General features: G+C 69.5%; 21 protein-coding genes (1 of these 21 cut by a window edge). 13 read left to right on the top strand and 8 right to left on the bottom strand.

What is annotated here, in order from left to right:
• Positions 1–7: 7 nt before the first annotated feature.
• Both ACQ66R_RS04520 and ACQ66R_RS04515 read left to right on the top strand, forming a co-directional pair.
• On the top strand, positions 8–1,051 hold the full coding sequence (locus ACQ66R_RS04520) for an efflux RND transporter periplasmic adaptor subunit (RefSeq protein ID WP_430419611.1): 1,044 nt from the start codon (positions 8–10) through the stop codon (positions 1,049–1,051).
• Entirely contained in the window at positions 1,048–4,089 is a 3,042-nt protein-coding gene (locus ACQ66R_RS04515) for an efflux RND transporter permease subunit (RefSeq protein WP_430419609.1), read from the top strand. Before ACQ66R_RS04520 ends, ACQ66R_RS04515 begins: the two co-directional genes overlap by 4 nt.
• A gap of 27 nt (positions 4,090–4,116) precedes the next feature.
• Here the strand turns inward: ACQ66R_RS04515 and ACQ66R_RS04510 are convergent, their stop codons facing one another.
• The 3 genes from ACQ66R_RS04510 to ACQ66R_RS04500 are packed head-to-tail and all read right to left on the bottom strand — an operon-like array spanning position 4,117 to position 8,048.
• Positions 4,117–4,467: a VOC family protein gene (locus tag ACQ66R_RS04510; RefSeq protein WP_430419607.1), complete on the bottom strand. Its 351-nt coding sequence runs from the start codon at positions 4,465–4,467 to the stop codon at positions 4,117–4,119.
• A gap of 45 nt (positions 4,468–4,512) precedes the next feature.
• Positions 4,513–6,657, bottom strand: coding sequence for a methylmalonyl-CoA mutase (gene scpA, locus ACQ66R_RS04505; RefSeq protein ID WP_430419605.1), 2,145 nt, complete (start codon positions 6,655–6,657; stop codon positions 4,513–4,515).
• A complete protein-coding gene (locus ACQ66R_RS04500; RefSeq protein ID WP_430419603.1) occupies positions 6,654–8,048 on the bottom strand; it encodes a methylmalonyl-CoA mutase family protein in 1,395 nt (464 codons plus the stop codon). Before ACQ66R_RS04500 ends, scpA begins: the two co-directional genes overlap by 4 nt.
• A 125-nt stretch (positions 8,049–8,173) precedes the next feature.
• Here ACQ66R_RS04500 and ACQ66R_RS04495 point away from each other — a divergent pair, with 125 nt between their 5' ends.
• Together ACQ66R_RS04495 and ACQ66R_RS04490 are read left to right on the top strand one after the other, a co-directional pair.
• Positions 8,174–9,403, top strand: coding sequence for a glycosyltransferase family 2 protein (locus ACQ66R_RS04495; protein ID WP_430419601.1), 1,230 nt, complete (start codon positions 8,174–8,176; stop codon positions 9,401–9,403).
• An 84-nt stretch (positions 9,404–9,487) separates the two neighbouring features.
• A complete protein-coding gene (locus ACQ66R_RS04490; RefSeq protein ID WP_430419599.1) occupies positions 9,488–10,492 on the top strand; it encodes an NAD(P)H-dependent flavin oxidoreductase in 1,005 nt (334 codons plus the stop codon).
• A gap of 7 nt (positions 10,493–10,499) precedes the next feature.
• On the opposite strand, the gene ACQ66R_RS04485 is transcribed toward ACQ66R_RS04490, so the two are convergent.
• The 3 genes from ACQ66R_RS04485 to ACQ66R_RS04475 form a co-directional block, all read right to left on the bottom strand.
• Positions 10,500–13,196 (bottom strand): M1 family metallopeptidase, encoded by a 2,697-nt coding sequence (locus ACQ66R_RS04485; RefSeq protein WP_430419597.1) that lies wholly within the window; start codon positions 13,194–13,196, stop codon positions 10,500–10,502.
• A 61-nt stretch (positions 13,197–13,257) separates the two neighbouring features.
• A complete protein-coding gene (locus ACQ66R_RS04480) occupies positions 13,258–14,718 on the bottom strand; it encodes an MFS transporter (RefSeq protein WP_430419595.1) in 1,461 nt (486 codons plus the stop codon).
• On the bottom strand, positions 14,715–15,149 hold the full coding sequence (locus tag ACQ66R_RS04475) for a MarR family winged helix-turn-helix transcriptional regulator (protein WP_430419593.1): 435 nt from the start codon (positions 15,147–15,149) through the stop codon (positions 14,715–14,717). Before ACQ66R_RS04475 ends, ACQ66R_RS04480 begins: the two co-directional genes overlap by 4 nt.
• A 126-nt stretch (positions 15,150–15,275) precedes the next feature.
• Here ACQ66R_RS04475 and ACQ66R_RS04470 point away from each other — a divergent pair, with 126 nt between their 5' ends.
• From ACQ66R_RS04470 to ACQ66R_RS04460, 3 genes are read left to right on the top strand one after another with little or no spacing between them, the layout of a single operon-like run.
• Positions 15,276–15,617, top strand: coding sequence for an ArsR/SmtB family transcription factor (locus ACQ66R_RS04470; RefSeq protein WP_430419591.1), 342 nt, complete (start codon positions 15,276–15,278; stop codon positions 15,615–15,617).
• A complete protein-coding gene (locus ACQ66R_RS04465) occupies positions 15,607–16,077 on the top strand; it encodes an SRPBCC family protein (protein ID WP_430419589.1) in 471 nt (156 codons plus the stop codon). Before ACQ66R_RS04470 ends, ACQ66R_RS04465 begins: the two co-directional genes overlap by 11 nt.
• On the top strand, positions 16,074–16,724 hold the full coding sequence (locus ACQ66R_RS04460; RefSeq protein WP_430419587.1) for a glutathione S-transferase family protein: 651 nt from the start codon (positions 16,074–16,076) through the stop codon (positions 16,722–16,724). Before ACQ66R_RS04465 ends, ACQ66R_RS04460 begins: the two co-directional genes overlap by 4 nt.
• 158 nt (positions 16,725–16,882) lie before the next feature.
• Here the strand turns inward: ACQ66R_RS04460 and ACQ66R_RS04455 are convergent, their stop codons facing one another.
• Positions 16,883–17,647, bottom strand: coding sequence for a PhoH family protein (locus ACQ66R_RS04455; protein WP_293362651.1), 765 nt, complete (start codon positions 17,645–17,647; stop codon positions 16,883–16,885).
• Between the two features lie 325 nt (positions 17,648–17,972).
• On the opposite strand from ACQ66R_RS04455, the gene ACQ66R_RS04450 reads away from it, so the two are divergent.
• From ACQ66R_RS04450 to ACQ66R_RS04430, 5 genes are all read left to right on the top strand, one after another.
• Complete coding sequence (locus tag ACQ66R_RS04450) at positions 17,973–18,503, top strand: gamma carbonic anhydrase family protein (RefSeq protein ID WP_421938029.1); 531 nt, start codon at positions 17,973–17,975, stop codon at positions 18,501–18,503.
• Positions 18,504–18,599: 96 nt separating this feature from the next.
• On the top strand, positions 18,600–19,367 hold the full coding sequence (locus ACQ66R_RS04445) for an N-acetylmuramoyl-L-alanine amidase family protein (RefSeq protein WP_430419584.1): 768 nt from the start codon (positions 18,600–18,602) through the stop codon (positions 19,365–19,367).
• 64 nt (positions 19,368–19,431) lie between these two features.
• The gene (locus ACQ66R_RS04440; protein ID WP_430419582.1) at positions 19,432–20,214 is read left to right on the top strand and encodes an enoyl-CoA hydratase-related protein; all 783 of its coding nucleotides are present in this window, start codon (positions 19,432–19,434) and stop codon (positions 20,212–20,214) included.
• 100 nt (positions 20,215–20,314) lie between these two features.
• Entirely contained in the window at positions 20,315–21,406 is a 1,092-nt protein-coding gene (locus ACQ66R_RS04435) for a DUF3667 domain-containing protein (RefSeq protein WP_430419580.1), read from the top strand.
• A gap of 117 nt (positions 21,407–21,523) precedes the next feature.
• Positions 21,524–23,176 carry a choline dehydrogenase gene (locus tag ACQ66R_RS04430; protein ID WP_430419578.1) on the top strand — a complete coding sequence of 551 codons (1,653 nt, stop codon included), beginning with the start codon at positions 21,524–21,526 and terminating at the stop codon, positions 23,174–23,176.
• A 128-nt stretch (positions 23,177–23,304) separates the two neighbouring features.
• Here the strand turns inward: ACQ66R_RS04430 and ACQ66R_RS04425 are convergent, their stop codons facing one another.
• A complete protein-coding gene (locus tag ACQ66R_RS04425) occupies positions 23,305–26,187 on the bottom strand; it encodes a M16 family metallopeptidase (RefSeq protein ID WP_430419577.1) in 2,883 nt (960 codons plus the stop codon).
• Between the two features lie 118 nt (positions 26,188–26,305).
• Here ACQ66R_RS04425 and ACQ66R_RS04420 point away from each other — a divergent pair, with 118 nt between their 5' ends.
• Positions 26,306–26,976, top strand: partial view of a rhomboid family intramembrane serine protease gene (locus ACQ66R_RS04420; RefSeq protein WP_430419575.1) — the 5' portion only. The gene runs 34 nt beyond the window's last position; the window shows 671 of its 705 coding nt (coding positions 1–671); the start codon lies at positions 26,306–26,308; the stop codon falls past the right edge of the window.

The raw sequence follows: 26,976 nt of genomic DNA, 5'->3' as shown, positions 1-26,976 counted from the left end.
GATGGGAATGTCGGCAGTCCTGACGCTGATGTTGACCTCGTGCGGAAAGGCCGACGCGCCCGCAAACTCAGCGCCGCCGCCGGCCCCGGTCGAGGCGGTGCAGATCGGGGCGGCGAATGGGTCCGAGACCCTGACCTTCACCGGCCGGATCGAGCGGCGTCGCGAGATGGATCTGTCCTTCCGCGTGCCGGGCGTCATGACCCGGCTGGACGTCGAGGCGGGCGACAGGGTCCGCGCCGGTCAGGTGGTGGCCAGGCTCGACCCCACCGGCGTGGCGGCGGCCGAGCAGCGCGCGAAGGCCGATCTGGAGCGCGCGGAGCGCGACATGGCGCGCGCCCGAACCCTTTTCGACCAGGGCTTTGTCAGCCGGCAGCGGCTGGACGACAGCGCCAGCGCTTTGAAGGCGGCCCAGGCCGGGATGTCGGCGGCCGCGTTCGATCGACGCTGGGCCAGCCTGGTCTCGCCGGTGGAGGGCGTGGTGCTCACCCGCACGGCGCAGGCCGGCGAGGTCGTTCAGCCGGGCCAGACGGTGATCACCGTGGCCGACGAGCGTAGCGGGCTGGTCCTGCGGGCCAACGCGCCGGATCGGCAGGCCGGCCGGGTGAAGGTGGGCGATACAGTCCGCGTCGATCTCGGGGGCGGGGCTGCGACAGTCGTCGGACAGGTGCTGCGTGTGGGGCGGAGCGCGAACGCGCTGACCGCGGGCGTGGAGATCGAGGTGGCCCTGCCGCCAAGCGCCCAGGCGTTGAGCGGCCAGGTGGCGAGCGCGAGCGTCGCCGTGGGATCTGAGGTCGGCGCCCAGGCGACGCGCGTTCCGGCCGAGGCCATTCTCGAGGCCAAGGATCGCGCCGCCAGCGTTCTGGTCGTGGACGCCCAGGGCAAGGCCCGCCGCCGGGCGGTGACGTTCGAGGGCTTCGAGGGCGACTTCGCGCGGGTCTCCGGGTTGCCGCCGGGCGCCAGGGTGATCACAGCCGGGGCGGGGTTCGTCAGTGACGGCCAGGCCGTGCTGGTGGTCGATCCCGCAAAGCTGCCGGCCGTGGCCGCCCGGTGAGGTTCGATATCGCCGACTTCGCGGTTCGTCGCTGGCAGTTCACGCTGGTCGCGTTCGGTCTGCTGACCCTGCTGGGTCTGAACGCGCTGATGACGACGCCGCGCTCGGAGGACCCACACTTCCCGATCCCGGTGGTGTTCGTGCGGGCGGTGATGCCGGGCGCCGAGCCGGCCGAGATCGAGCAACTGGTCGTCGATCCGATCGAGGACGTGCTGGCCGGCCTCGACGACGTGGACGACATCGCCTCGACCAGCCTGGATGGCGCGGGCTCGGTGAACGTCGAATTCGACTGGAGCGTGAATCCGGAGCGGAAGTACGACGAGGTCGTGCGCGAGGTGAACGCGCTGCGGCCCTCGCTGCCCGCGGGGCTGGTCGAGCTGGAGGTGCGCCGGGCGCGGACCACCGAAGTGGCGATCGTGCAGGTGGCGCTGGTCAGCGAGACGCTGCCGACGCGGCGGCTGGAGAAGGCGGCGGATCAGCTCAGGGAGCGGCTGGACCGCGCGCCCGGCGTACGACGGGCCGAGATCTGGGGCGCGCCGCCCTCGGAGGTGCGCGTCGCACTGGACACCGCGCGGCTGGCGGAACTTCGGCTGCCGGCGACAGCCGTGGCGGACGCGTTGCGCGCGGCCGGCGCGGAAGCGCCGATCGGCGCGGTGCATGCCGGCGAGCGGCGGTTCAACGTCAAGACCGGGGGCGCCTTCCGCGACCTGGAGGCGGTGGCCGCCGCGCCCGTTCGCGAGGCGGGCGGCCAGGTGGTGCGCGTGCGCGACGTGGCGACTGTCGGCTGGGCGCAGCAGGAGGCGAACCACCTGACGCGCTTCCAGGGCAAGCGGGCGGTCTTCGTGACCGTGGCGCAGAAGGACGGCGTCGATGTGCGCCGGGTGACCGAGGGCGTCGAGGCCGAGCTGGCGGCGTTCGAGAAGATTCTGCCCGGCGGGGTGAAGCTGGAGCGGGCCTTCATCCAGGCCGACAACGTCAATCATCGGCTGCGGGCGCTCTATCGCGACTTCGGGCTGGCGCTGGGCCTGGTGCTGATCACGCTGCTGCCGCTGGGCCTGCGGGCCAGCGGGGTGGTGATGGTGTCGATCCCGCTATCGCTGCTGATCGGCCTGGCGATGCTGCAGATGCTGGGTTTCACGGTGAATCAGCTCTCGATCGCGGGCTTCGTACTGTCGCTGGGCCTGCTGGTCGACGACAGCATCGTGGTGACCGAGAACATTGCCCGGCACCTTCGCATGGGCATGGACCGCACCGAGGCGGCGATCACCGCGACCCGGCAGATCGCCCTGGCGGTGATCGGCTGCACCGCGACGCTGATGCTGGCCTTCCTGCCGCTGCTGGCGTTGCCGGGCGGCGCGGGGGCCTACATCCGCTCGCTGCCGATGACCGTGCTGTGCACGGTGGGCGCGTCGCTGCTGGTCTCGCTGACCATCATCCCGTTCCTGGCCAGCCGCTTCCTGTCACGTCATGAGGATCCCGAGGGCAACCGGGTCCTGCAGTGGGTGAACGGCGGCATCCATCGGCTCTACACCCCGGTGCTGCACCGTGCGCTGGCGCGGCCCTGGGTGACGCTGGCGGTGCTGGGGGTGATCTGCCTGAGCACGCTGCCGATGCTGCGCGCTATCGGGTCGAGCCTGTTCCCGCCGGCCGAGACCCCGCAGTTCCTGGTGCGGATCGAGACCCCGGACGGGACCTCGCTGAGGCGAACCGACGAAGTCCTGCGGTTCGTCGAGGCGCGGCTGGCGCGCGAGCCCAAGGTGGTCTGGGCGGCGGCCAATCTGGGCCGGGGCAATCCGCAGATCTTCTACAACCAGAACCAGCGCCAGACCCAGACGAGCTACGCCGAGGTGTTCGCCTCGATGAAGGCCTGGGAGCCGGGGGAGAGCCTGAAGCTGCTGGACCGCCTGCGGGCCGACTTCGACCGCTATCCCGGCGCTCGGATCAGCGTGATCACCTTCGAGAACGGCCCGCCCGTGGACAGTCCGATCGCGGTGCGAATCCGAGGCGAGAATCTGGAGGTGCTGAAGGCGTTGGCGGCGCGGGCCGAGGTGATCCTGAAGGCGACGCCGGGCGCGCGGGACGTGAACAATCCCCTGCGGCTCGACCGGACCGACCTGGACCTTGGATTGGACGAGGCCAAGGCGGCGGCCCTAGGCATACCGGCGGGCGCGGCGCGGCGGGCGGCCCGCCTGGCGCTGTCGGGCGAGGAGACGGCGCGGTTCCGCGATCCCGACGGGGACGACTATGCGGTGCGGGTGCGGCTGCCCATGGGCGAGCGCAACGAACTGGACGCGCTCAAGCGCATCTATCTGCCGACCGCCGGGGCGGCGACCCAGCTGGCCTCGGTGGCCGAGCCACGGTTCACCACCAGCCCGGCGCGGATCAACCGGTTCGACCGGATGCGGACCGTGACGGTGAGCAGCGAGGTGGCGACCGGCTTCCTGGCCAGCGGCGTCACCGATGACGTCGCTGCGCGCCTGAAGCGCGACCTGCCGTTGCCGCCCGGCTATGTGCTGGAGTTCGGCGGCCAGGCCGAGGCGCAGGCGGAAAGCTTCTCGGGCCTGGGCGCGGCGATCCTGATCGCGATCTTCGGAATCCTGGCGGTGCTGGTGCTGGAGTTCGGCAAGTTCCGCACCGCCGTGGTGGTCGCCGGGGTGATCCCGCTGGGGCTGTTCGGGGCAGTGGCGGCGCTGTGGCTGACGGGGAATTCGCTCTCGTTCACGGCCACCATCGGCCTGATCGCGCTGATCGGGATCGAGATCAAGAATTCGATCCTGCTGGTCGATTTCACCGAACAACTGCGCCGCCAGGGCGTGGCGACGCGCGAGGCCATCGAAAAGGCGGGCGAGGTGCGCTTCCTGCCGGTGCTGCTGACCTCGGTGACGGCGATCCTGGGCCTGCTGCCGCTGGCGCTGGAGCGTTCGGGACTCTACTCGCCCCTGGCGATCGCCATCATGGGCGGCCTGGTGACCTCGACCCTGCTCAGCCGGGTCGCGACGCCGGTGAATTACTGGCTGCTGTGCCGGGATGAGCGCTGAGGCCCGGCGCCACTGGCGCGGCGTAGTCTAGGGCTCCCAGTAAACCTCGATCAGGTGGCCGTCGGGATCGGCGCATCGGAACCAGACGAAGTCGGGTTCTTCGTCCAGAGGGTGGCGAATGGTGACATCGGCGGCCTGGAGGCGGGCGTAGAGGCTTCGGACAGCATCGGCGTTGTCCAGCCTGAAGCCGAAGTGAGCCCAGGGCGGGAAGTTGTCGGGCGGTCCGGCCGCCAGCGCCAGATCCAGGCCGCCCGCGTCGCGCAGGAACAGGGTGCCGTCGTCCTGGCGGACATGCGGCCGGAATCCGAAGTGACCGGTGTAGAACGCCGCCGCCTCGTCGACCGAGACCACATGCAGGTGCAGGTGATTGAGCTGCATCCGCAAAGGCTAGCGCAGTCTGCCTTACCGACGAAGGGGGGCCGCCTACTGCGTGTAGCCCAGCTGTTCGTTCAGGCGGTCCAGGACGGTGATCGCGGCCTCGGGGATCACCGTGCCTGGCGGGAAGATGGCGGAGACGCCCATGTCTTCCAGGGCCTTGTAGTCCTCGGGCGGGATGACGCCGCCCACGAACACCAGGATGTCGGGCCGGCCCAGCTTGGCGAGTTCGGCCTTCAGTTCGGGCACCAGGGTGAGGTGGCCGGCGGCCAGTGAACTGGCGCCCACCGCGTGCACCCCGGTCTCCACGGCTTCAGCCGCCGCTTCGGCCGGTGTCTGGAACAGGTCGCCGATCTCGACCTCGAAGCCCAGGTCGGCGAAGCCCGAGGCGATCACCTTCTGGCCGCGGTCGTGGCCGTCCTGGCCCATCTTGGCGACCATGATGCGGGGCTTCTTGCCGTCGGCCTGGCGGAACGCCTCGGCCATCGCTTTGGCGCGTTCGCCGGCGGGCGTGGACCCGGCCTCGCGCAGGTAGACGCCCTTCACGGCGTCGGCGTGAGCCTTGTGGCGGCCGAACACCTTTTCGAGCGCGTAGCTGATCTCGCCCACGGTGGCGTGCGCGCGGGCGGCGTTCACCGCCAGCTCCAGCAGGTTGGCCTTGCCGGCCGCGCCGTCGGTCAGGGCGTCGAGCGCGGCGGCCACGGCCTCGGGATCGCGCTCGCGCTTCAGGCGGTTGAGCTTCTCGATCTGGGCGTTGCGGACGGCGGTGTTGTCGACCTTCAGCACCGGGATGTCGTCGGGCACGTCGGGCTTGTAGCGGTTGACGCCGACCACGCTCTGCTGGGCGCTGTCGATGCGGGCCTGGGTGCGGGCGGCGGCTTCCTCGACCCGGCGCTTGGGCAGGCCCTCGGAGATGGCCTTGGCCATGCCGCCCAGGGCTTCCACCTCGGCGATGTGGGTCAGCGCGCGCTCGGCCAGGTCGGCCGTCAGGCGCTCGACGTAGTAGCTGCCGCCCCAGGGGTCGATCACCCGGTTCTGGCCGCTCTCCATCTGCAGGAAGAGCTGGGTGTTGCGGGCGATCCGGGCCGAGAAGTCGGTGGGCAACGCCAGCGCCTCGTCGAGGCTGTTGGTGTGCAGGCTCTGGGTCTGGCCGCCCGTGGCGCCCATGGCCTCGATAGCGGTGCGCGGCACGTTGTTGAAGACGTCCTGGGCCGCCAGGCTCCAGCCGCTGGTCTGGGTGTGGGCGCGAAGGGCCAGCGAGCGCTGATCCTTGGGGTCGAACTCGGCCTTCATCAGCTTGGCCCACAGCAGGCGGCTGGCGCGCTGCTTGGCCACCTCCATGAACATGTTCATGCCGGCGCACCAGAAGAACGACAGGCGCGGCGCGAACTGGTCGACCGTCATGCCCGCCGCCACGCCGGCGCGGACGTATTCGATGCCGTCGGCCAGGGTGTAGGCCAGCTCCAGGTCCAGCGTCGCCCCGGCTTCCTGCATGTGGTAGCCGCTGATCGAGATCGAGTTGAACCGCGGCATCTCCTTCGACGTGTAGGCGAAGATGTCGGCGATGATCCGCATCGAGGGGATCGGCGGGTAGATGTAGGTGTTCCGGGTCAGGAACTCCTTCAGGATGTCGTTCTGGATCGTGCCCGACAGCTTCTCGTGCGGGACGCCCTGTTCCTCGGCCGCCACGATGTAGAGCGCCAGGATCGGCAGAACCGCGCCGTTCATCGTCATCGACACGCTCATCTGGTCGAGCGGGATGCCGTCGAACAGGGTGCGCATGTCGAGGATCGAGTCGATCGCCACGCCCGCCATGCCGACGTCGCCGGTGACGCGGGGGTGATCGCTGTCGTAGCCGCGATGGGTGGCCAGGTCGAAGGCGACCGACAGGCCCTTCTGACCGGCGGCCAGGTTGCGGCGATAGAAGGCGTTGGAGTCCTCGGCGGTGGAGAAGCCGGCGTACTGGCGCACCGTCCAGGGGTTGGTGGCGTACATGGTCGGGTAGGGGCCGCGGACGAACGGCGCGAGGCCCGGGAAGCCGCCCAGTTCGGTCATGCCCTTGATGTCGTCGGGGCCGTAGGCGGCGCGGACGTCGATGCCCTCGGGCGTGGACCAGGGCGCGGCCTGGGGCGGGGCGACCGTCAGGCCGACGCCGTCCAGGGGCAGGGTGGCGAAGTCGGGGAACGCGCTCATGCCGCCACCTCGTGCTTTTCGGACGTCCGCACCGGCGTCAGCGCCGGGCACTTGCCGTCGGGGCCCGGCAGGCGGGCGCCGGCGAGGTCGAGGGCGGCGGGCGGGCCGGGATCGACCTCGACAGCCTGCTTGTCGGTGGGCGGATAGGCGGTGACGCCCAGGATCTTCGGGTCGCCACGGGTCTCGACGGCGGCGGCGACCTCGCGGGCGATGAGGCCTTTTTCCAGGGCGGCGATGATCCCGCCGGCCGCTTCGATGGCCTGGAACTTCGCCCAGGCGGCGCGGGCCAGCTGGTCGGTGAGGCTTTCGAAGTAGCCCGAGCCTGCCGCCGGATCCACGACGCGGCCGATGGCGGCCTCTTCCATCAGGACCAGCTGGGTGTTGCGGCTCTGGCGCCGCGCGAACGCCGTGGGCAGGCCGATGGCGTCGGTGAAGGCGCCCAGCACCACGGCGTCGGCGCCCCCGGCCGCCGCGCCGAAGCCGGCGGCGGTCAGGCGGATCATGTTGGTCCAGGGGTCCTGGGCCGTCAGCATGCGGCGCGAGGTGCGGGCCTCGACGCGGGCCTCGGCCTGGCCGCCGGACGCGGTGGCGATGCGGGCGAAGACGACGCGGGCGGCGCGCAGCTTGGCCAGGGTCAGGAAGTAGTCGGCGTCGGCGCTGAGGCCGAGCGTGATGCGGCCGAACGCGTCGGCGACGGGGACGCCCGCGCGGACCAGGGCCTTGGCGTAGGCCAGGGCGGAGGCGGCGGCCACGGCCACTTCCAGCGCCTCGCCGCCGCCGGCCTCGTGCGCCACGCGGCCCGACGCCAGGAACAGCTGGGCCTGCGGGTAGGTCTGGATATGGCGGGCGGCCACGGTGGCGCAGCTGACGAGGTGGCTTTCGATCGGGCCGGGGCTGACACCCGCCTCGGCGAAGGCGCTGAGGGGATCCATGTGGAAGTTCAGCTTGGCGCCCGGCGACGATTTCGCGACCGCGTGCAGGCCATCGGCCGCCTTGGCGCCGTGGAAGCCGGCGTCGAGGCCCACGGGGGCCAGCTCGACGATGACGTCCTTCAGCGCGCGGGTGAGCGCCTCGGCGGTGGCGTGTCCGCGGACGATGACCGAGGCGGCCCCGCCTTCGAGGTCGGCCAGCAGCTCGGCGTTGACGCGGGCCGGATCGGCCTGGGCCGAGAGCGTGCGCACCTCCCAAGGGCGCTCGCCGTCGAAGGGGCGCGTCGGGAAGGCCGCGGGCTGGTCGGCCGCCGCATAGAGCGGGGCGATCGGCAGGCCTTCGACGGTCGTGTTCGTCAGGCTTTCGAAGGGCTTGTCGCCCAGGGTCTTGGCGACCAGGGCGCGCCAGGCGTCCTCGCCGGCCGGCGTGATTCCAGGGTCGAGACGGGCGATGTCGGCCATGGCGCGAATTGCGCGCGCCCCGCCACGACCGTCAAGATCACGCAGGGGGAGGAATCGGGTCGCGCGGACCAGGGTCGTTGCGCCCCTGCGTTGACGACTCGCGGCGCCTCCCGGAGTCTCCGGCAATGTCGGGATCGCCCACCACGCCGCTGCTGAGCTTGTGCCTGGCGACCTACAACCGCGCCCGCTACCTGGATCGCTACCTGACCCATCACCTGGAGGCGTTCGACGCGGCCGGGATCGACTACGAGGTCGTGGTCTCGGACAACTGTTCCACGGACGAGACGCCGCAGATCCTGGCGCGGTACGCCGCGGCCCATCCGCAGGTGCGGGTGATCCGCCAGCCGAAGAACCTCGGGGCCCATCCCAACATCCTGACGACGCTGCGCGAGGCCCGCGGCGAGGTGGTGGTGAGCATCTCGGACGACGACCTGGCGGTCCCCGACCAGCTGATCGCCTATGCGCGGCGTCTGAAGGACGATCCGGCGCTGGTGATGATCCAGGCGCCGTGGCTGCTGATGGACGAGACCAAGGACAACGCCATCACCGGCAAGTTCTATGACTTCGACGAGGACGAGCAGCGCTTCGCAACTGGCCAGTTCGGCAACTGCCTGGCCTTCGTGATCCAGAACCACGTGTTCCCGGAATGCTGGCTGGTGAAGCGCTCGGCGCTGCCGGCCATCGCCGGGCCCGTGCCGCGGTTTGCCTACAGCTACTTCTTCATGCTGGCGCATGCGCTGTCGAACGGCGACGTGCTGTTTTCGCGCGCCCCGCACATCGTCGCCACCTCGGTCGCCAAGGGCGCCAACGTCCATGTGGGCAACGCCGAGGCGATGGAGTCCTGGGACACCTATCGCGGCGGGCTGGAGCTGATGGCGTCGTATGCGCGGCAGTTCAATCCGGGCGCGCTGCCGGACGCGGCCGGGGTGGGGGCGGCGATCAACCTGTTCGTCTGCGAGCGGATGGCGGTGGCCGCGAAGCTGCAGGCGCACGCGAAGAACTGGTCCAACGCCTACCAGATCCTGCGCCGCCTGCTGGCCTACGAGGATCAGCCCGACGTGGGCGTCGATCACGACGACATCGCCCGGCTGGCCGCCGTCGAGACCGCCCTGATCGAGTGCGCGCAGCGGGGGGCCGAGGAGATCGTCGTCGGCGACGCCATCCCCGACCACGTGCTGGAGCGGATGAACCCGATCCCCGGCGCGGTGTTCGTCCGTAAGGACAAGCTTGGCTCACACCACGTCAAGCGGGCCTACTGCGGCGTCGGCGAGCCTGACCCGTCGCTCGAGGTGGACTTCAGCTGTGACATCGTGCCCGCCATGGACCGCTTCCCGACGTTTCCGTCGGCGGCCTGACCGGGCCGCGCGGCCGGGCCTCTTGCGCCCCGGCAAGTCTGAACTTACAACGTAAATATAACCAAGTCCGAGGATCCGCACGCCATGGCTCTGCCGCCCGTTCTCCGCGACCGTCTCCGTCTGCCGCTGATCGCCAGCCCGCTGTTCATCATCTCGGTGCCCGAGCTGGTGATCGCCCAGTGCAAGGCGGGGATCGTGGGCTCGTTCCCGGCGCTGAACGCGCGGCCGGCCTCGCTGCTGCACGAATGGCTGCACCAGATCACCGAAGAGCTGGCCATCTGGGACCGCGACCACCCGGACACGCCCTCGGCGCCCTTCGCGGTGAACCACATCGTCCACAAGACCAACGACCGGCTGGAGCATGACGTGGAGGCTTCCAGCAAGTGGAAGGCGCCGATCGTCATCACCTCGCTGGGCGCGCGCGAGGACGTGAACCAGGCGGTCCACGCGTCAGGCGGCATCGTGCTGCACGACGTGATCACCGACCGCTTCGCCCGCAAGGCGATCGAGAAGGGCGCCGACGGCCTGATCCCCGTGGCCGCGGGCGCGGGCGGCCATGCCGGGACGCTCTCGCCGTTCGCCCTGGTCCAGAGCCTGCGGGAGTGGTTCGACGGTCCGATCGCGCTGTCGGGCGCCATCGCCACCGGTCACGCCATCCTGGGCGCCCAGGCGATGGGCGCGGACCTGGGCTACGCCGGCTCGGTGTTCATCGCCACGAAGGAGGCGGCCGCCGCCCAAGGGTACAAGGACATGATCGTCGCGAGCACGGGGGAGGACATCGTCTACACCAACCTCTTCACCGGCGTGCACGGCAACTACCTGGCGCCCTCGGTCATCGCGGCGGGGCTGGACCCCAACGACCTGCCCAAGTCGGACCCGTCGGCCATGAACTTCGGCTCGGGCGGGAACCAGAAGTCCAAGGCCTGGCGCGACATCTGGGGCTGCGGCCAGGGCATCGGCGCGGTCAAGGACGTGCCCAGCGTGGCCGATCTGGTGGCCCGCCTCGCGGACGAGTACGAGCAGGCCAAGGCGGAACTGGCGCTCAAGACGTCGTTCACGGCCGGCAAGGCGCTGCTGGCGGCGGAGTAATCGCGGCTCAGGGCGAGCCGGGTGTTCCCCATACGCGCTGTGAGGCCGGCGGCGTCGGGCGCGATGCTGCGCGTGCGGCGGGCTTTGCCGCTGGCGGCCGAACCGCGCCTGTGGCCAGCCAGCGGTCCATCTCGGGGACCTGCTTGGCGATGACGCCGACGCGGTAGCGGACGGCGCCTTCGGCCTTCTTCACCTCGCCGCGGGCCGAGGCCGGGACGGTGGCGGCCAGCGTCTCCAGCTTCTGCAGCATGGCCGGGTCGCGGGAGCCCTGGGCCAAGTCGGCGTAGTAGGACGTGCGGCTGGTGGGTTCGAGCAGCTCGTCGACCTTCGCGCGGTTGGCGATGGCGAAGTCGTAGGCCTTCTCGGGGAACTCGCCGGCCACCGCCGCGATGATGCCGGGCGCCTCGGACGAGGTGACTTCGCCGGACAGGGCGAGCTTGAGGGCGCGATCCGCCAGGGCCGGGTCCCGGCTGGCGCCCAGATAGCTGAACAACCGTCCGCGGTCGGTGATGTCCTTGCTGGCCTTGGCCTGGGCGTAGATCGCCTCCCAGGCTGAAGCGTCAGCGTTGGCCGCGACGATGTCGAGGACGGTGCGACGACCGGCGCCGGTGAGGGCGGCGGGGTCTGCGAAGCGGCGGCGCGCTTCGGCCACGACCGCGGGGTCGCCGAACTGGCCAAGAGCCACCAGCACCGCGCGGCGGGCGCCCGCCACGTTGTCGGCCTCACCGGCCTTGGCGTCCCAGCCCAGGCGCTGGGCGATCGGCGCGAGGCGCGAGCCGGCGAAGGCGCGGAAGGCGGCTTGGTTGGGTCGGCCGCCATACAGCCAGTCCAGGGCGGCCAACTGGTCGGCCAGGGTGGTGACGACGATCGGATCGGCGTCGGCGGGGGCGTTCCTGGCCAGCGCCAGGAAGTCGCTCATCGGCGCGACGCCCGCCTCGCCCAGGGCGCGGCTGTCGTAGAGCAGGCCCAGCTGGTCGGCGGCGGGAAGGGCGGCGAACCGGGGCGCGAGCTTCGCCCACAGCGCCGGCGCGTAGGCCGTGCGGGCGTAGCTGGTCTGGCCGGCGTTCACGACCGCGGGCGCCGGGACCGGAGCCGTCACGGCGGAAGACGCGCTGACCACGCCCTGCCAGCTCTTGCCGTCGTGGCCCGTCACCTTGACCGGCGTGCGCCACGTCTGGGGGCTTTTCTGGCTGTCGTCGGCGGCGAAGCGGCCCTGGGTGAGGGCGATGCCGCCGGCGGCTTCCCGGGCCTGGATCAGCGGGACGCCGGGCTGCAGCAGGAAGTCGTGGGCCATGTCGGCCACGGCCTTGCCCGGCGCGGCCTCGTCCAGCGCTTTCCACAGGTCGTCGCTGGCGGCGTTCTGGTAGGCATGCCTAGCGATGTAGCGGCGCACGCCGGCGCGGAAGGCCTCCTCGCCGACATAGGTTTCCAGCATCCGGACCACCGCCTGGCCCTTGTTGTAGGTGATGCTGTCGAAGGCGTTGGCGGCGGCGAAGACGTCGGGGATTTCGGCGATCACCGGGTGCGTGCCCGCTCGGCTGTCGAGGCGCATGGCGCTCTGCTGCCCGGCCTGGGTGAGCAGCCAGACGTTCCATTCGGGATGGAAGTGGTCGGTGGCCTTGTTCTCCATCCACGAGGCGAAGGACTCGTTCAGCCAGAGATCGTCCCACCAGCCCATGGTGACGAGGTTGCCGAACCACTGGTGGGCCACCTCGTGGGCCACGGTGATGAAGACGTTCTGCCTGTCGGCCTCGGTGGACAGATTGGGATCCAAGAGGAGCGCATAGTCGAAGTAGAAGATGGCGCCCCAGTTCTCCATCGCGGCGAAGAACTGGCTGCGACCGGGGCCGGCCACCAGGTCCAGCTTGGGCAGCGGGTAGGGCGTGCCGAACCACTCGTCGTAGTAGGGCAGCAGCTTCACGGCCGCATCGAGGGCGTACTTCGCCTTCTCGGTGTCGCCGCGGCGGACCACCACGCCCACGTCCACGCCGGCCACCTTCTGCGAGACGCGCTCGAAGTCGCCCAGCGCCATGAACAGCAGATAGCTGCTCATCTTCGGACTGTCGGCGAAGTAGACGGTGGTGAAGCCTCCGGGCGGCGTGACCGCTTCTTCGACCGGCATGTTGGAGACCGGCATCTGACCCTCGGGGGTCTCGATCGCCAGCGAGAAGACGGCCTTCACGCCGGGCTCGTCCCACATGGGCGCGAAGCGGCGGGCGTCGGAGTTCTCGAACTGGGTGAAGAGGGCCCGCTTCTTCGCGCCGGCGGCGTCCTCATAGTCGAGGGCGAACAGGCCCGAGGCCTGCTGATAGATCTTGCCGGCGTAGTCGATCGAGAGCCGGTGCTTGCCGGGCGCCAGGGTCTTGCCGAAGTCGAAGGCGGCGGTCTGTTCCTCGTCGTCGAGGATGATCTTCGGCGCGCCGTCGACGCCCGAAAGGGTGACCGTGCCGAAGGTGAGGTCGGCGGCGTTGAGCACGATCTTGCTGGTTGGCCTGACGACGGTGACGTCGATGTCGACGTGCCCCGTGAACGTCAGCGCGGCGGCGTCCGGCGTGACGCGGATCGCGTAGCGGTCGGGCCGCACGTCGGTCGGCAGCACGACGCGTTGGGTCGCCTCGGGGCGAGCGGGCGCGCTGGATGCCGCGGCCAGGGCCGGGGTGGCTGTCGCGAGAATGGCAGCGGCGACAGCGGCAAGAAATTTCATGGAAGGCGGCTCTGGCAGCAGAAAATCCAGCTGACAGGATAATCGGCGCGCGAGGTGTTTCCTAGGTCGCCTTTCGACCGTTCATCTCATCCCCGGCATCCGCAGGCAGACGCCAGAACCACAGCATGGAGACCATGGTGAAGGCCCCGGCGATCGCGAAGGCGGGCCCGACCACCTCGGCGGTCAGGCGGGTCTCGCCCTGCAGGGTCATCAGCAGGTGCAGCAGGCTGGCCGACAGGCCGATGCCGATGGACTGCACCAGCTGCTGCACCATCGACGACGTGGTGGCCGCGCGGCTCATTTCCTCGGACTCGATCTCGGCGTAGGCCAGGCCGTTCAGGGACGAGAACTGCAGCGAGCGGAAGAAGCCGCTGACGCCCAGCACGACCATGATCACCCAGTGCGGCCACTCGGGCCGGAACAGCGAGATGACGGCGAAGCCCGCGCCCACGATGACGGCGTTCACCAGAAGCACAGTGCGGAAGCCGAACCGGCGCAGGATGGGCGGGGCGGTGGTCTTCATGGCCAGGGCGCCCACCGCCGAGACGAAGGTCATCGTGCCGGCCGCGAACGCGCTCATCCCGAACGCCACCTGCAGCAGCATCGCCAGGAGGAAGGGGTTGGCGCCCATCGCGGTCCGCATGAAGCCGCCGCCGATGGTCGCCGCCGCGAAGGTCTTCTTGCGGAAGATGGAGAGGTCGATGACGGCGTGCGGGGTCCGTTTGGCGTGCCAGCCATAGACGGCGAGGCTCAGCGCGCCCACTGCGAACAGGCCTCCAACCACCCACGGCTGAAGCGTGTCGCGGCCGATGTTCTCGAAGCCGAAGATCAGGGCGGCCAGGCCCAGCCCGGTCAGCAGGATGCCGGGGGTGTCGATGCGCGGGACCGCCTGTTCCTTCACTTCGGGCACGAAAGCGCGGACCAGGAAGAAGCCGGCCACCGCGATGGGCAGGTTGATCAGGAAGATCCAGGGCCAGTCGGCGAAGGTGACGATGGCGCCGCCCAACACGGGGCCGATCACCGGCCCCAAGAGGGCCGGCATGGTGACCACCGACATCGCGCCGACCAACTCGGACTTGGGCGTCGTGCGCAGCAGGACCAGGCGGCCGACGGGCATGAGGGTGGCCCCGGCCGCGCCCTGGATGAACCGCGCGGCGATCATCGTCTCGAGGTTGCCGGCGAAGGCGCAGGCCAGGGAGCCCGACGCATAGAGGACGATCGAGGCCAGGAAGATGCGCTTGGCCCCGAACCGGTCGGCCAGCCAGCCCGACAGCGGCAGGAAAATCGCCGCCGACAGCATGTAGACCGTGATGGCGATGGAGAGCCGCACGGGCTCGACACCGAAGCTCTTGGCCATGGCCGGCAGCGCGTTGGTGATCACCGTGGCGTTCAGGGTCTGCATCAGCAGGGCCGAGCCGATGATGGCGGGCACGACCCAGCCGCGGGTGATCGCGCCGGTGTCCTTGGGGGTGGCGGCCTCGGGCGGCGGCGCGCCCTCGACGGTCTCGTCGGACGGACTCATGCGTCGATCAGCCGGAGGAGGGCGGGGGCGGCAGCCTCCAGGATCTGGCGGTCGGCGGGCGTCAGGCGCGAAAGGCGGGCGGCGAGCCAGTCGTTGCGCTCGCGGCGGATGATATCGAGCTTGCGGGTCCCCGCGGCCGTGATCGCCAGGCCCGAGCGGCGCCCGTCGTCGGCGTGGTCGCTGCGGGCCACGAGGCCGGCGGCCTCAAGACGCTTCACGTGTGCGCTCATGGTGGGGCGCGAGGTGCGCTCGGCTTCCGCCAGGCCGCTGACACCGATGCCGGGGTGCTTGCGGATATGGCCCAGCAGCATGGCGTCCTGCGCCGACAGGCCGGCCTTTTGCGCCTCCTGACGCAGGCGGCGCGAGAGACGCAGCACGGCGGGACGCAGCGCTTCGGCCAGGGCGATGATGTCGGCGGGCGTGTCGCGCATAGGCGCCAAACTAGTTAGGTTGACGAACTATCTATTCGGCCGGCCTCAAGTCCGCAAGGGCGGGCTTGACGGGGGACGGCCGTTTGTATTTAACGAGTACGTTATTTAACGAGAGTGCTAAGTGCGATGTCCGTAGATCCGCTGACCGCCACGTTCTCGGCGCTGGCCGACCCGACGCGGCGCGCCATTCTGGCGCGGCTCTCGACAGGCGAGGCCACCGTCGGCGAGCTGGCCGAACCCTTCGATATCAGCCTGCCGGCGGTCTCGCGGCACCTGAAGGTGCTGGAAGGGGCAGGCCTGATCTCGCGGGGGCGTGAGGCGCAGTGGCGCCCGTGCCGACTCCAGCCGGAGCCGTTGAAGGAGCTGGACGGCTGGCTCGCCCGCTACCGGGCCTTCTGGGAGGGCGGCTTCGACAAGATGGAGGCCTATCTGGCCGATCTGGTGAAGGGGTCGGCCGATGCCCAGTGACGTGGCGCGCCGCCCGACGGCCGACGACGAGCTGTTCATTGAGCGCACCTTCAGGGCGCCCGTCGCCCTGGTCTTTGCGATGTGGTCGCAGCGGGAGCACATGATCGAATGGTACGGGCCTCGCGGCTCGCGCTGCGTCGACGTGCAGCTGGATTTCCGGGTCGGCGGCGAGTGGAGCGCCACGGTCCACATGCCGGCCGACGGAGACCGGACCATGGGCGGACGCTACCTCGAGGTCGAGCCCGGCCGCCGCATCGTGAAGACCTTCCAATGGCGTAACGGCGAGCCCGAACCGGTGACCGTGGTCACAATGACCTTCGAAGACCTGGGTGACGGCCGTACGCGGCAGACCTTCCACCAGACCCCGTTCACCGACATCGCGCTGCGCGACAGCCACATCGGCGGGTGGAGCTCGGTGTTCGAAAGCGCAGAAGCCTATCTCAAGGAGCAGACCCGATGATCGCCGTCTATTCGTACCGCTGGGTTCCTGATTTCGCCCGTGGGCTGGTCCGCGACCTGAGAGTGCGCTGGGCGCTTGAGGAGGCCGGTCTGCCCTATGAGCCGCGTCTGGTGAATGTGGGCCCGGAGCGCGACCTGCCGGAGTTTCGCGCCATGCAGCCCTACGGCCAGATTCCGATCTATGTCGAGGACGACCTCGTCATGTTCGAGTCCGGCGCCATCGCGCTGCATGTCGCCGAAAAGAGCGAGGCGCTGCTGCCGCGAGATCCCAAGCGGCGGGCGGGCGCGACCTGCTGGCTGTTCTCGGCGCTGAACACGATCGAGCCGGTGATCCAGGAGCTGACCAGCATGGACCTGTTCTTCGCCGACCAGCCCTGGATGCCGGGCCGCCGCGCGGCGCTGGAACCCATGGTCAGAAAGCGCCTGGCCGAGCTGTCGGCGGCGCTGAGCGACAAGGACTACCTGGACGGCCGGTTCACCGTCGGCGACCTGATGATGGTCACGGTCTTGCGCATCCCCCGCCACACCGATCTGGTCGCAGAGCATCCGAACCTGGCGGCCTATGTGATGCGCTGCGAAGCGAGGCCGGCGTTCCAGAAGGCGCTTGGCGACCAGATGGCCGCGTTCGAGGACCAGCCGGCGGCTTAGTTTCCCCAAGCGCCTCGCGTCATTCCTGAGCTTGTCCGGGGGCAGAAACGCAGGCGTCGAGATCTGCGCGCCGCAGCGGCGCCGCCGCGGTCCCCAAGGAACCGGCGGCGCTTCTGGGTGGCCGGACAAGCCCGGCCATGACGTTCAGAGGTTGGAGGCTAGAGAACCCCCAGCATCTCGGCGACCAGCGGGTGGCGGACGATGTCGCGGTCGGCCAGGCGGACGACGGCGATGTTGCCGACGTCTTCCAGCTTGGCGGCTACGGGGCCCAGGCCCGAGAACTCGGGCAGCAGGTCCGACTGGTCCGGGTCGCCCGTCACGACCATGGTCGAGTGCCAGCCCAGCCGGGTGAGCAGCATCTTGAGCTGGGTGTAGGTGCAGTTCTGGGCCTCGTCGATCACGACAAAGGCGTTGTTCAGCGTCCGGCCGCGCATGAAGCCGACCGGCGCGATTTCGATGGCGCCTTCCTGCATCAGCGCCCGAACCCGCTTCATCGAGAGGCGGTCCGACAGCGCGTCGTAGAGCGGGCGCAGGTAGGGCGCGAGCTTGTCCTCGGCGTCGCCGGGCAGGAAGCCGATGCTCTCGCCCGCCTCGACGGCGGGGCGTGAGAGGACGATGCGGCCGACGCGGCCCGCTTCCAGCGCCTCCACCGCCTTGGCGATGGCGAGGTAGGTCTTGCCGGTGCCGGCCGGGCCCAGCGCCAGAACCAGGTTCTTGGCGTCGATGGCGTCGATCAGTTGCTGCTGGCCGGGCGACTTGGCCTTGATCGTCTTGAGATAGGCCTGTTCGCGGTCGTCGTTGTGGTGCTGGAGCGGTGACCAGCCCCTGTCGACGGGCAACCGGCGAATCTTATCGTCCCCCGCAAATTGACCGGCGTCGAACGCGCCTTCGCGCACTTGTCGCTTCAGAGCCCGCTTGCTCATAAGGCCTCCTCAGGGGGCAAGAAAAAAGGGCGTCCCGTGTGGGAGCGCCCTTCGAATGCTTGGGTGAGAACGATGCGGCGGCGGCGTGCGAGACGTCCCAAACAGGACTTGGGCGGTCCCTCGCTATCTGCGGATCCGGGTGAAACAACCCGATGGAACAACAGACCCGGCGCCATCCACTCCGTCCAGCGCGAGAACACGGAGGCGAAACCTCCGCGGCGGCCTTCGAGAGGCTTTCGCCTGCTCGAATCGCCCGACTAGAATGAGGGTAACGTCCTTTACGAGTCGTTAAAGGCCCGATCGCCGAAAGAAGAGGGGTGAGGAATTGGCTGTCTACAACTTAGGCAATGTGACACCTGAGCTACCAAATGATGACGAATACTGGATTGCGCCGACAGCTGCGGTTATGGGCCGAGTGATTCTGAAGAAGAACGCGTCGGTCTGGTGGGGCGCGACGCTTCGGGGCGACAACGACCCGATCATCGTGGGCGAAGGTTCGAACATCCAGGACGGCAGCGTCTGTCACACCGACACCGGCTCGCCGCTGACTATCGGCGCGAACGTGACCGTGGGCCATATGGTGATGCTCCACGGCTGCACGATCGGGGACAACACCCTGGTGGGGATCGGCTCGGTGATCCTGAACGGCGCGGTGATCGGGAAGAACTGCCTGATCGGCGCCAACTGCCTGATCACCGAGGGCAAGGAGATCCCGGACAATTCGCTGGTCATGGGCGCGCCGGGGAAGGTGGTGCGCGAGCTCTCGCCCGAGCAGGCGGCGCGGATGGCCATGGGCTCCGCCCACTATGTCGAGAACTGGAAGCGATATCGGCGCGAGCTGACGCAGGTCGCCTAGCTGCGCCGCAGGGGTGAACCGAGCCGGCCGCGCAACTGAAGATTGCTCGGTCAGCTTCGCCGTGGGAACGTCTGCGCCTCAGCGATGGAGGGGCAGATGGGAGTTATCGTCCTCGATCCCGGACACGGCGGCAGCCAGAACATCGGCGGCAGCGACTGGAACCATGCGCAGTCGCCCAGCGGGGTGATGGAGAAGACCCTGACGCTGGATGTGGCGCGTCGGATCCGGTGGTCGCTGACCAACGGTTCGGGTCGCGAGCGGGCGGCGGCGTTGGGAAAGTCGCTGGACGTCTTCATGACCCGCGACGCCGACGTGAACCTCTCGCTCGATGACCGGGCGGGGAAGGCGGCCGCCTATGACGCCGACCTCTATCTCAGCCTTCACTTCAACGGCTGGAACGGGACCGTGCGCGGGACAGAGGCCTACATCGACCGCAAGTACATGCAGGCCAAGACGGTGCTGACCGCCGGCCGCGCTTCGCCTCAGGAGGGCCCCGGCGTGCCGTCCAGCGGGCTGCGCAACCTGAATGTGGCGGCGGATGCGGCGTTCGCGGGGGCCATCGTGGCCGCGGCGCTCTCGTCGATGCAGGCCTACGACCCGAAGTGCAAGCTGCGCTCGGCGCGCTACACCCAGGCCGCGAACGGTGAGGCCTATGCCCCGCCGCCGGGGGTGAAGATGGCGGGGCTGGGCGCCCTGCGCGATGTGAAGCTGGGGACTTCGTCCAACGCCTGCCGGGCCTGTCTGCTGGAGCTGGAGTTCATCGACCATCCCGACGTCGATCGGCTGTTCAATGGCGCGACGGGCGGCGACCTGCGCAACGCGCTGGCCGGGGCGCTGGCCGTGGCTCTGGTCGAGGCGCTTTAGCCGACCCGCGGCTTGACGGACGTGACGGCGCCCCCCGAGGGTCGACGCCAAACGGGAGAACGCCATGACCTACGAATTCATCAAAGTCGACCGGGAAGGGCCGGTCACGGTCATCACGCTGAACCGGCCGGACGTCATGAACGCCATGCACTCGCCGGCGCACTTCGAGATGGACGACGCGCTGAACGCCTTCGCCGCCGATCCTGACCAGTGGGTGGGCATCGTCACCGGGGCGGGCGACCGGGCCTTCTCGGCCGGCAACGATCTCAAGCACCAGGCGACCGGCGGGGTGATGAAGAGCCCGCCGTCGGGCTTCGCGGGCCTGACCTCGCGGTTCGACCTGACCAAGCCGCTGATCGCGGCGGTGAACGGCGTCGCCATGGGCGGCGGGTTCGAGATCGCGCTGGCGTGCGACATCATCCTGGCGTCGGAGAATGCGGTGTTCGCGCTGCCCGAGCCGCGGGTGGGCCTGGCGGCGCTGGCCGGGGGCCTGCACCGACTGCCGCGCGCCATCGGGACCAAGCGGGCGATGGGCATGATCCTGACCGCGCGCCGGGTCTCGGCCGCCGAGGGCAAGGAACTGGGCTTCGTCCACGAGGTGACCGCGCCGCAGGACCTGATGGACGCCGCCCGCGCCCTCGCCAAGTCGATCTGCGAGCTGGGGCCGATGTCGATCCGCGCCTCGAAGGAGGCGGTTTACAAGGGCCTCGACGAGCCCAGCCTGGAGGCCGCGCTGAAGGGGCAGAACAAGTATCCGGCGATCGCCGCGCTCTACACGTCGGAGGACTTCAAGGAGGGCCCGCTGGCGTTCGCCCAGAAGCGCGCGCCGAACTGGCAGGGGCGCTAGAAGCAACGGCGCCTGACCGCCGGATCCGGTTGTTATCGGGCAGCAATATTGCTGCCCGAGGCCAATCCCGTCACATTCCGCCGGCGTTGCGGGGGCAGTGATGGTGGATTTGGAAGCGGTCGGCGGCGCCGCGACGGGCGGGCTGATCGGCTCGACGTTCGAGACGCCGACCGGCAAGGCCGGCGATCCCCACAGCGCCTGCGCCGACTGCGGGACCGAGACGATCGGACGGTTCTGCCACAACTGCGGCAACGCCAGTCACGTCCACCGCACCCTGCTGCACCTGGGCGAAGAACTGCTGCACGGGGTGATGCACTTCGACAGCCGCACATGGCGCACGTTGCCCCGGCTGGTCTTCCGGCCGGGCCAGCTGACCCGCGAATGGTGCCTGGGCAAGCGAACCCGCTACGTCTCGCCGCTGGCGATGTTCCTGTTCACCGTGTTCGTGATGTTCATGGCCCTGAGCTACGCGCCGGCGCCCGAGAGCGGGGAACTGGGCGAGCAGGCGGCCGCCGCGGTCGACCTGGCGCGGCGCAACAGCGAACTGGCCAACGCCAAGGTCGCGCTGGCGAATGCGCCACCCGAGGAAAAGGCGGTGGCCGAAGCCGCTGTCAGGACTGCGGAGAAGAACGTCGCCCTGGCCAAGCAGCGTGTCGGGAAGGACAATGGCGTGCCGGTGGGGCAAATTCGCGAAGAGATCCAGACCGAGATCAAGGCCGACCTGAAGAAGGAGTCGGGCAATCTGGGCATCTCGACCGGCTCGAAGAAGCTGGACGAGAAGATCAAGCATAAGCTCGATAACCCCGAGCTGGCGATCTACAAGCTGCAGCAGACCTTCTACAAGTTCTCGTTCCTGCTGATCCCTATATCGATCCCGTTCGTGGCGCTGCTCTTCCTCTGGAAACGCGGCTTCACGCTATATGATCATGGGGTCTTCGTTCTCTACTCGCTGACGTTCATGTCGCTTCTGATCATGGTGGTGGCGGCGCTTGGCCGGGTCGGCGGCGCGATCGGCGGGTTGGCGCTTGCAGCCTCAACGGTCATCGTCCCCATGCACATGTACTACCAGCTGCAGGGCGCCTACGGGCTGCGGTGGTTCTCGACCCTATGGCGCACCTGGTTCCTGCTGATCTTCTCGTTCATCGCGCTGACGTTCTTCCTGCTCGCGATCCTCTGGCTGGGGATGGCCTAGAGCGCGCTCACCTGAGGGAAGGTGACGCTGGCGTCATTTTTGTTGGGCGGCAGCCTTGTTTCGGTGAGCCGGCTTTGTCAGGTTGCCCGGAACTGAACGACGTTTAGGGAGGCCGCCGTGGCCGATCGCTACGACTACATCATCATCGGCGCGGGTTCCGCGGGCTGCGTGCTGGCGAACCGCCTGACCGAGGACGGGACCACGAAGGTCCTGCTGCTGGAGGCCGGCGGCAAGGACAAGTCGCTGATGGTGACGATGCCCGCGGGCGTGGGCGGCCTGATCAGCAAGCAGGGGCCGTTCAACTGGGGCTTCTGGACCGAGGAAGAGCCGAACCTCGACAACCGCAAACTCTGGTGGCCGCGCGGCAAGGGCTGGGGCGGCTCGTCGTCGATCAACGGCATGATCTACATCCGCGGCCACGCGCGCGACTACGACCAGTGGCGCCAGATGGGCCTGGGCGGCTGGGGCTATGCCGACGTGCTGCCCTACTTCAAGCGCTCGGAAAGCCTGCAGGGCGGGGGTGACGCGTGGCACGGCGGCGACGGCCCGCTGCACGTCTCCAAGGCTGCCTCGCCCAATCCGATCTATCGCGCCGCCATCGAAGCGGGCGCCCAGGCGGGCCACCCGCTGACCAAGGACTTCAACGGCTATCAGCAGGAAGGGTGGGGGCCGTATCAGCTGACCATCCACAAGGGCGAGCGCTGGAGCGCGGCGCGGGCCTATCTCTATCCCGCGCTGAACCGTCCCAATCTCACCTGCCTGACCGGCGCCCGGACGACCCGGATCGTGGTCGAGGGCGGCAAGGCCGTGGGCGTCGAGATCGTCACCGAGGCCGGGCCGCAGACGGTCTACGCCGACGCCGAGGTGATCCTGTCGGCGGGCGCGGTGCAGTCGCCGCATATCCTGCAGCTGTCGGGCATCGGCCGCGGGGAAGACCTGGCGAAGCACGGCATCAAGTCGGTGCACGAGCTGCCGGGCGTGGGCGAGAACCTGCAGGACCACCTGGACGTCTGCATGTCGTGGGAGTGCCCCAAGCCGATCACGATCTATTCGATGCGCAAGGGCATCAAGACGCTGGCGATCGGACTGGAGTACCTGTTCCAGCGCAAGGGTCTGGGCGCGCAGAACATGCTGGAGTCCGGCGCGTTCCTGCGTTCGCGGCCCGACCTCGACCGCCCCGATCTGCAGGTCCACACCGTGCTGGCGATCATGCAGGATCACGGCAAGGTGGCGGTCCAGAAGGACGGCTTCACGTTCCACGTCTGCCAGCTTCGCCCCGAGTCTCGCGGCAAGGTGGGTCTGCGCAGTTCCGACCCGCTGGCCGATCCGGCGATCTTCGCCAACTACCTCTCGGCCGAGGAAGACCGCCGCGCCATGCGCGAGGGCGTGCGGATGATGCGCGAGGTGGCCGCCCAGGCCGCGCTCAAGCCCTACATCAAGGATGAGTACTCGCCGGGGGCCGGCGTACAGTCGGACGCCGACATCGACGCGTGGATCCGGCGCTCGGCCGAGACGATCTATCATCCGGTCGGCACCTGCCGGATGGGCGCGGCGGGCGACGCCATGGCGGTGGTCGACGCCGACTGCCGCGTGCAGGGCCTGAGCGGCCTGAGGGTGGTCGATGCGTCGGTCATGCCGACCCTGGTGGGCGGCAACACCAACGCGCCCACGATCATGATCGCCGAGAAGATCTCGGACGCGATCCGCGGCAAGGCGTTCCTGCCGGCGGACGATGCGCCGGTCTACGAGGATGGCCGGGCGGCGGCGTAGCGTCCCGCCCTTGAGGGCGAGGGACAGATCGCGGGAGTAGCGATACTCCCCTACGCCCGCGTTCTGGCCTTCACGCCCTCACCCTGGCCGCTGGCGCGGCCTGTCCCTCCCCATCAAGGGAGGGAAGGTCAGGGCGCGGCGGCGCCGCCGGCCGCGGGCGTCACCACGACCCGGTAGGCCGCCTCGGGTTTCAGCCACTGCTCGGCGGCGCGCTTCACGTCGGCGGCCGTGACCTTCTCCGTGCCCGGGATGATCTCGCGGATCAGGTCCAGGCGGCGCGGGTCGAACTGGGCGCCGGACAGCTCGCTCACCCAGTAGCCGTTGGTCACCCGGGCGCGTTGCAGCGACTCGATGCGCGGCTTCTTGGCCCGCTCGAGTTCGTCGGCCTCGACCTCCTTGGTCCGGAGATCGGCGGCGATCTTGAGGGCGTCGTCGAAGAAGCCCGGGAGCTTCTCGGGCGGCGCCTCGACGTTGGCGGCGATGTAGCCCCAGCCGGTCCAGACCAGGCTGTGCTGCGAGTTCACGTCGGGCGAGTAGGTGACGCCCTGCGCCTCGCGGAGTTCATCGGTGATCCGCAGCTTCATGATCTCGCGCAGCACCGCGGTCTCGCGCGCCCGCTGCGGGTTGGTCCAGTAGTCGGTGGTAGCCCAGGCGATGTAGCCGATGGCCTGGTCGGCGCGCCCCTTGTGGGTGAGCGTGACCGGCGTGGGCGCGCCCTTCGGGAACGCCACGGCGCGCTGTGCGGCCGGGATGGGCTTGGGCTCGGCCCGGGCGGGCAGGGCGGCGAAGGTGGAGGCGGTGGCCGCGACCGCCTGATCGACGTTGATGTCCCCCACGATCACCACCTCGATGGGACCCTGGCTCAGATCGGGCGCCACCGCCGCCTGGACGTCGGAGATCTTGCCGGCGGCGATCTGCTCGCGCGACGGGAAGGTCCAGCGCCGGTCGCCCGAATGGATCAGGCCGGGCAGGTCACGAGACAGGACGCCGTTGTTGGTGGATTCGTACTGGTCATGGATCGTCTTGCCGGCGGCCTGGATGCGCGCGAAGGCCGCGTCGCGCCATGCCGGTTCTGACAGGTAGGCGGCCAGCACCTGCATCTGCGTGGGCAGGTCGCCGGTGCGGGTGCTTCCCGACAGAACGAAGGCGTCGTCGCTGAAGTTGAAGCGGCCGCCATAGACCTTGGAGGCGAGCACACGCTCCATCTCCTCGACGCCGATCTTCTTCAGACCGCCCTCGATCAGGGCGCTGGAGGCCCAGAACGGGCTCTGGCGGTCGCGGGGCAGGTTGAGCATGCCGGAGCCGACATTCACGCGGACCAGGACCTCGTCGTCGCGGAAGGTGGTGGGCTTGACGGTCAGGCGCGCGCCGTTGGCGAAGCGCACGAAGGTCAGCCCCAGGTCGGCGACTTCACGGCGCTCGACGACCTTGCCGGGCGGCCCGAAGCTTTCGTAGGGCCAGGTCAGCGCCAGCTGCTGAGCGGGCGGCGCGACCGCGACCTTCTGCGAACTCGTCAGCGCCGCCAGGACGGCGGGCTCGCCGCCTTCGATGGGCGTGGGCGAGGCCATGAACACCAGCGGGCCCTGGCCTCGGAAGGTGGACTTGATCACCGCGTTGACGGTCTCGGCCTTCAGGCCGGCGACCGCGCGCTCGAACATGGCCAGGTCTTCGGCCGGGGAGGTGACGACGGTGTGGTCCGACAGCGACTCCAGCACTTCGGCCGCGAGGTCGGCGGGGCGGCGGGTGGCGGCGCCGGCGACGGCGGCCTTCAGGTTGGCGCGGACCTCCTCGATCTCACGGTCAAGCTCGCCCTGCTGGACGCCGTACTGCGTCAGCCGGCGTTGCTCCTGCTCGGCGGCGGCCAGGGCCTCACGCCAGCGGCCGGCCTCGGCGTTGACGCCGACGGAGACCACCTCGACGGCGTCGTCCTGTTCGAACTTGCCGGCGCCGGCGCCCAGGAACGGCGGGTTCGCACCGCGCGACAGGGCCGAGTAGCGGCGGTTCAACACCGACAGGCCCAGGTTCTCGATCAGGTCGCGACGGCGCTTGGCCTCGGTGTCCAGAGACAGGTCGGGCGGGCTCAGCCATGTCACCTGCAGGGTCTGAGTGACGCCGGGGTCGACAACCAGCTTGGCTTCGGGGCCACGCGGGGCCACCGGGCCCTGGTCGGGCTCGGGCCGCGCGGGCGCCTTGGCGGTCCAGGCGCCGAACGCGGCCTTGATCTTGGCCTCCATGGCGTCGACGTCGAAGTCGCCCACCGCCACGAACACGGCCCGCTCTGGCCGGTACCAGGTGTTATAATAGTCGACGATCTGGCTGGCCGGCGCGGTCCGCAGCACCTCGACCTTGCCGATCGGCAGGCGGGTGGGCAGACGCTGGCCCTTCATCTGGAAGTTCATCCGCGCCACCAGCACCCGGTAGCCGGGGGTGTCGCGGGCGCGCTCTTCCGCCAGGACGATGCCGCGCTCGCGATCGACGGCCGCCGGATCGATGGTGAGGTTGAACGCGGCTTCCCGCAGCAGCTTCAGCGACGTGTCGACCGTCTCGGCGTCGGTGCGGGGGAGGTCCAGCTTGTAGGTGGTCTCGGAGAAGCCGGTCGAGGCGTTGGTGTCGGCGCCGAACGCCAGTCCCAGGCGCTCGAGGATCTTCACCATCTCGCCTTCCTTCACCTCCTTGCTGCCATTGAAGGCCATGTGCTCGAGGAAGTGGGCCAGCCCCTGCTGCGCGTCGGTCTCCATCAGCGAGCCGGTGGCGAACCACAGCCGGAAGGCGGCCTGGCCGGCCGGAACGGTCTGGCGACGGATCGCATAACGCATGCCGTTGGGCAGCGCGCCGAACCGATAGGCCGCGTCGGCCTTCAGGTCGGACCGGGCCTGGGGCCATTCTCCGGGCGCAAGCCGGGCGACAGCCTGCGCCGGCGCGGCGACGGGCGCCTGAGCCAGGGTGGGTTGCGCGAGGGAGAGGGCGATCGCTGCGGCGAGAACGGGGCGCAGGCCCCAGAGACGGGTCATCAAGAGAACGCGGTTCCTAGAAATCGAGCCGCGCAACATCGCGAAGCACTGCGGCGTCGGCAAGGCGCGAAAGCGCCGCGCTCGCGTATGCCCGCGAGACATCTTACATAAGGTGCCGATGAACGCTGTTTACTTCGAAGCCCCTGCGCCGGGCGGATCGCGATCGCCGAAGCCTGACGAGCCCCGATACCGGCCGTCGCCGGAGCCGATCGTCAACGCGCCCTGGCCCGTGGTGACGCTCACGGTGTCGATCGTCGTCCTCTACATGCTGCAGAGGGCCTTTCCCTTCGCGACCGATGTGTTGGCGTTCTCGCCGGCGCGCCTGCTGGAGGGCCACTACGTCGGCCTGCTCAGCTCGCAGTTTCTGCACGGCAGCTGGAGCCACGCGCTGATGAACGCCGCCTTCGTGCTGGCGTTCGGCGCGCCGGTCGGGCGCTACCTGGGCCAGAGGGCCAGCGGCGTGGCCTCCTTCTTCCTCTTCTACCTGACGTGCGGCGTGCTGGCCTGTCTGGGCTTCGCCGCGTTCCATTGGGGACAGGACGCCGCGATGGTGGGCGCGTCGGGTGCGGCCTCCGGCCTGATGGGCGCGGCGGCGCGTCTGATCGGCGGGCAGGGGCGTCCGGGCAGGATGTTGTCGCAGGCCGTGACGGGCATGGGCGGCGCGTGGATCCTCATCAATGTGATCATGGCTTTCACGGGCGGGGCGCTGATCCCTGGAGCCGGAGACGCAGGCGTGGCCTGGGAGGCCCACCTGGCCGGATTCCTCGCGGGTGTGCTGCTGATCGGACC

The sequence above is a fragment of the Phenylobacterium sp. genome (assembly GCF_965284355.1).
Lineage (GTDB): Bacteria > Pseudomonadota > Alphaproteobacteria > Caulobacterales > Caulobacteraceae > Phenylobacterium.
This window is presented reverse-complemented; position numbering and strand designations above follow the sequence as displayed.

What these genes read in the sequence shown, in the direction of transcription:
- ACQ66R_RS04440 (WP_430419582.1), top strand. Translation starts at nt 19,432, where the DNA reads ATGACCTACGAATTCATCAAAGTCGACCGGGAAGGGCCGGTCACGGTC.
- scpA (WP_430419605.1), bottom strand. Translation starts at nt 6,657, where the DNA reads ATGAGCGCGTTCCCCGACTTCGCCACCCTGCCCCTGGACGGCGTCGGC.
- ACQ66R_RS04500 (WP_430419603.1), bottom strand. Translation starts at nt 8,048, where the DNA reads ATGGCCGACATCGCCCGTCTCGACCCTGGAATCACGCCGGCCGGCGAG.
- ACQ66R_RS04510 (WP_430419607.1), bottom strand. Translation starts at nt 4,467, where the DNA reads ATGCAGCTCAATCACCTGCACCTGCATGTGGTCTCGGTCGACGAGGCG.
- ACQ66R_RS04445 (WP_430419584.1), top strand. Translation starts at nt 18,600, where the DNA reads ATGGGAGTTATCGTCCTCGATCCCGGACACGGCGGCAGCCAGAACATC.
- ACQ66R_RS04460 (WP_430419587.1), top strand. Translation starts at nt 16,074, where the DNA reads ATGATCGCCGTCTATTCGTACCGCTGGGTTCCTGATTTCGCCCGTGGG.
- ACQ66R_RS04470 (WP_430419591.1), top strand. Translation starts at nt 15,276, where the DNA reads ATGTCCGTAGATCCGCTGACCGCCACGTTCTCGGCGCTGGCCGACCCG.
- ACQ66R_RS04520 (WP_430419611.1), top strand. Translation starts at nt 8, where the DNA reads ATGTCGGCAGTCCTGACGCTGATGTTGACCTCGTGCGGAAAGGCCGAC.
- ACQ66R_RS04480 (WP_430419595.1), bottom strand. Translation starts at nt 14,718, where the DNA reads ATGAGTCCGTCCGACGAGACCGTCGAGGGCGCGCCGCCGCCCGAGGCC.
- ACQ66R_RS04490 (WP_430419599.1), top strand. Translation starts at nt 9,488, where the DNA reads ATGGCTCTGCCGCCCGTTCTCCGCGACCGTCTCCGTCTGCCGCTGATC.
- ACQ66R_RS04455 (WP_293362651.1), bottom strand. Translation starts at nt 17,647, where the DNA reads ATGAGCAAGCGGGCTCTGAAGCGACAAGTGCGCGAAGGCGCGTTCGAC.
- ACQ66R_RS04485 (WP_430419597.1), bottom strand. Translation starts at nt 13,196, where the DNA reads ATGAAATTTCTTGCCGCTGTCGCCGCTGCCATTCTCGCGACAGCCACC.
- ACQ66R_RS04435 (WP_430419580.1), top strand. Translation starts at nt 20,315, where the DNA reads ATGGTGGATTTGGAAGCGGTCGGCGGCGCCGCGACGGGCGGGCTGATC.
- ACQ66R_RS04495 (WP_430419601.1), top strand. Translation starts at nt 8,174, where the DNA reads ATGTCGGGATCGCCCACCACGCCGCTGCTGAGCTTGTGCCTGGCGACC.
- ACQ66R_RS04475 (WP_430419593.1), bottom strand. Translation starts at nt 15,149, where the DNA reads ATGCGCGACACGCCCGCCGACATCATCGCCCTGGCCGAAGCGCTGCGT.
- ACQ66R_RS04465 (WP_430419589.1), top strand. Translation starts at nt 15,607, where the DNA reads ATGCCCAGTGACGTGGCGCGCCGCCCGACGGCCGACGACGAGCTGTTC.
- ACQ66R_RS04425 (WP_430419577.1), bottom strand. Translation starts at nt 26,187, where the DNA reads ATGACCCGTCTCTGGGGCCTGCGCCCCGTTCTCGCCGCAGCGATCGCC.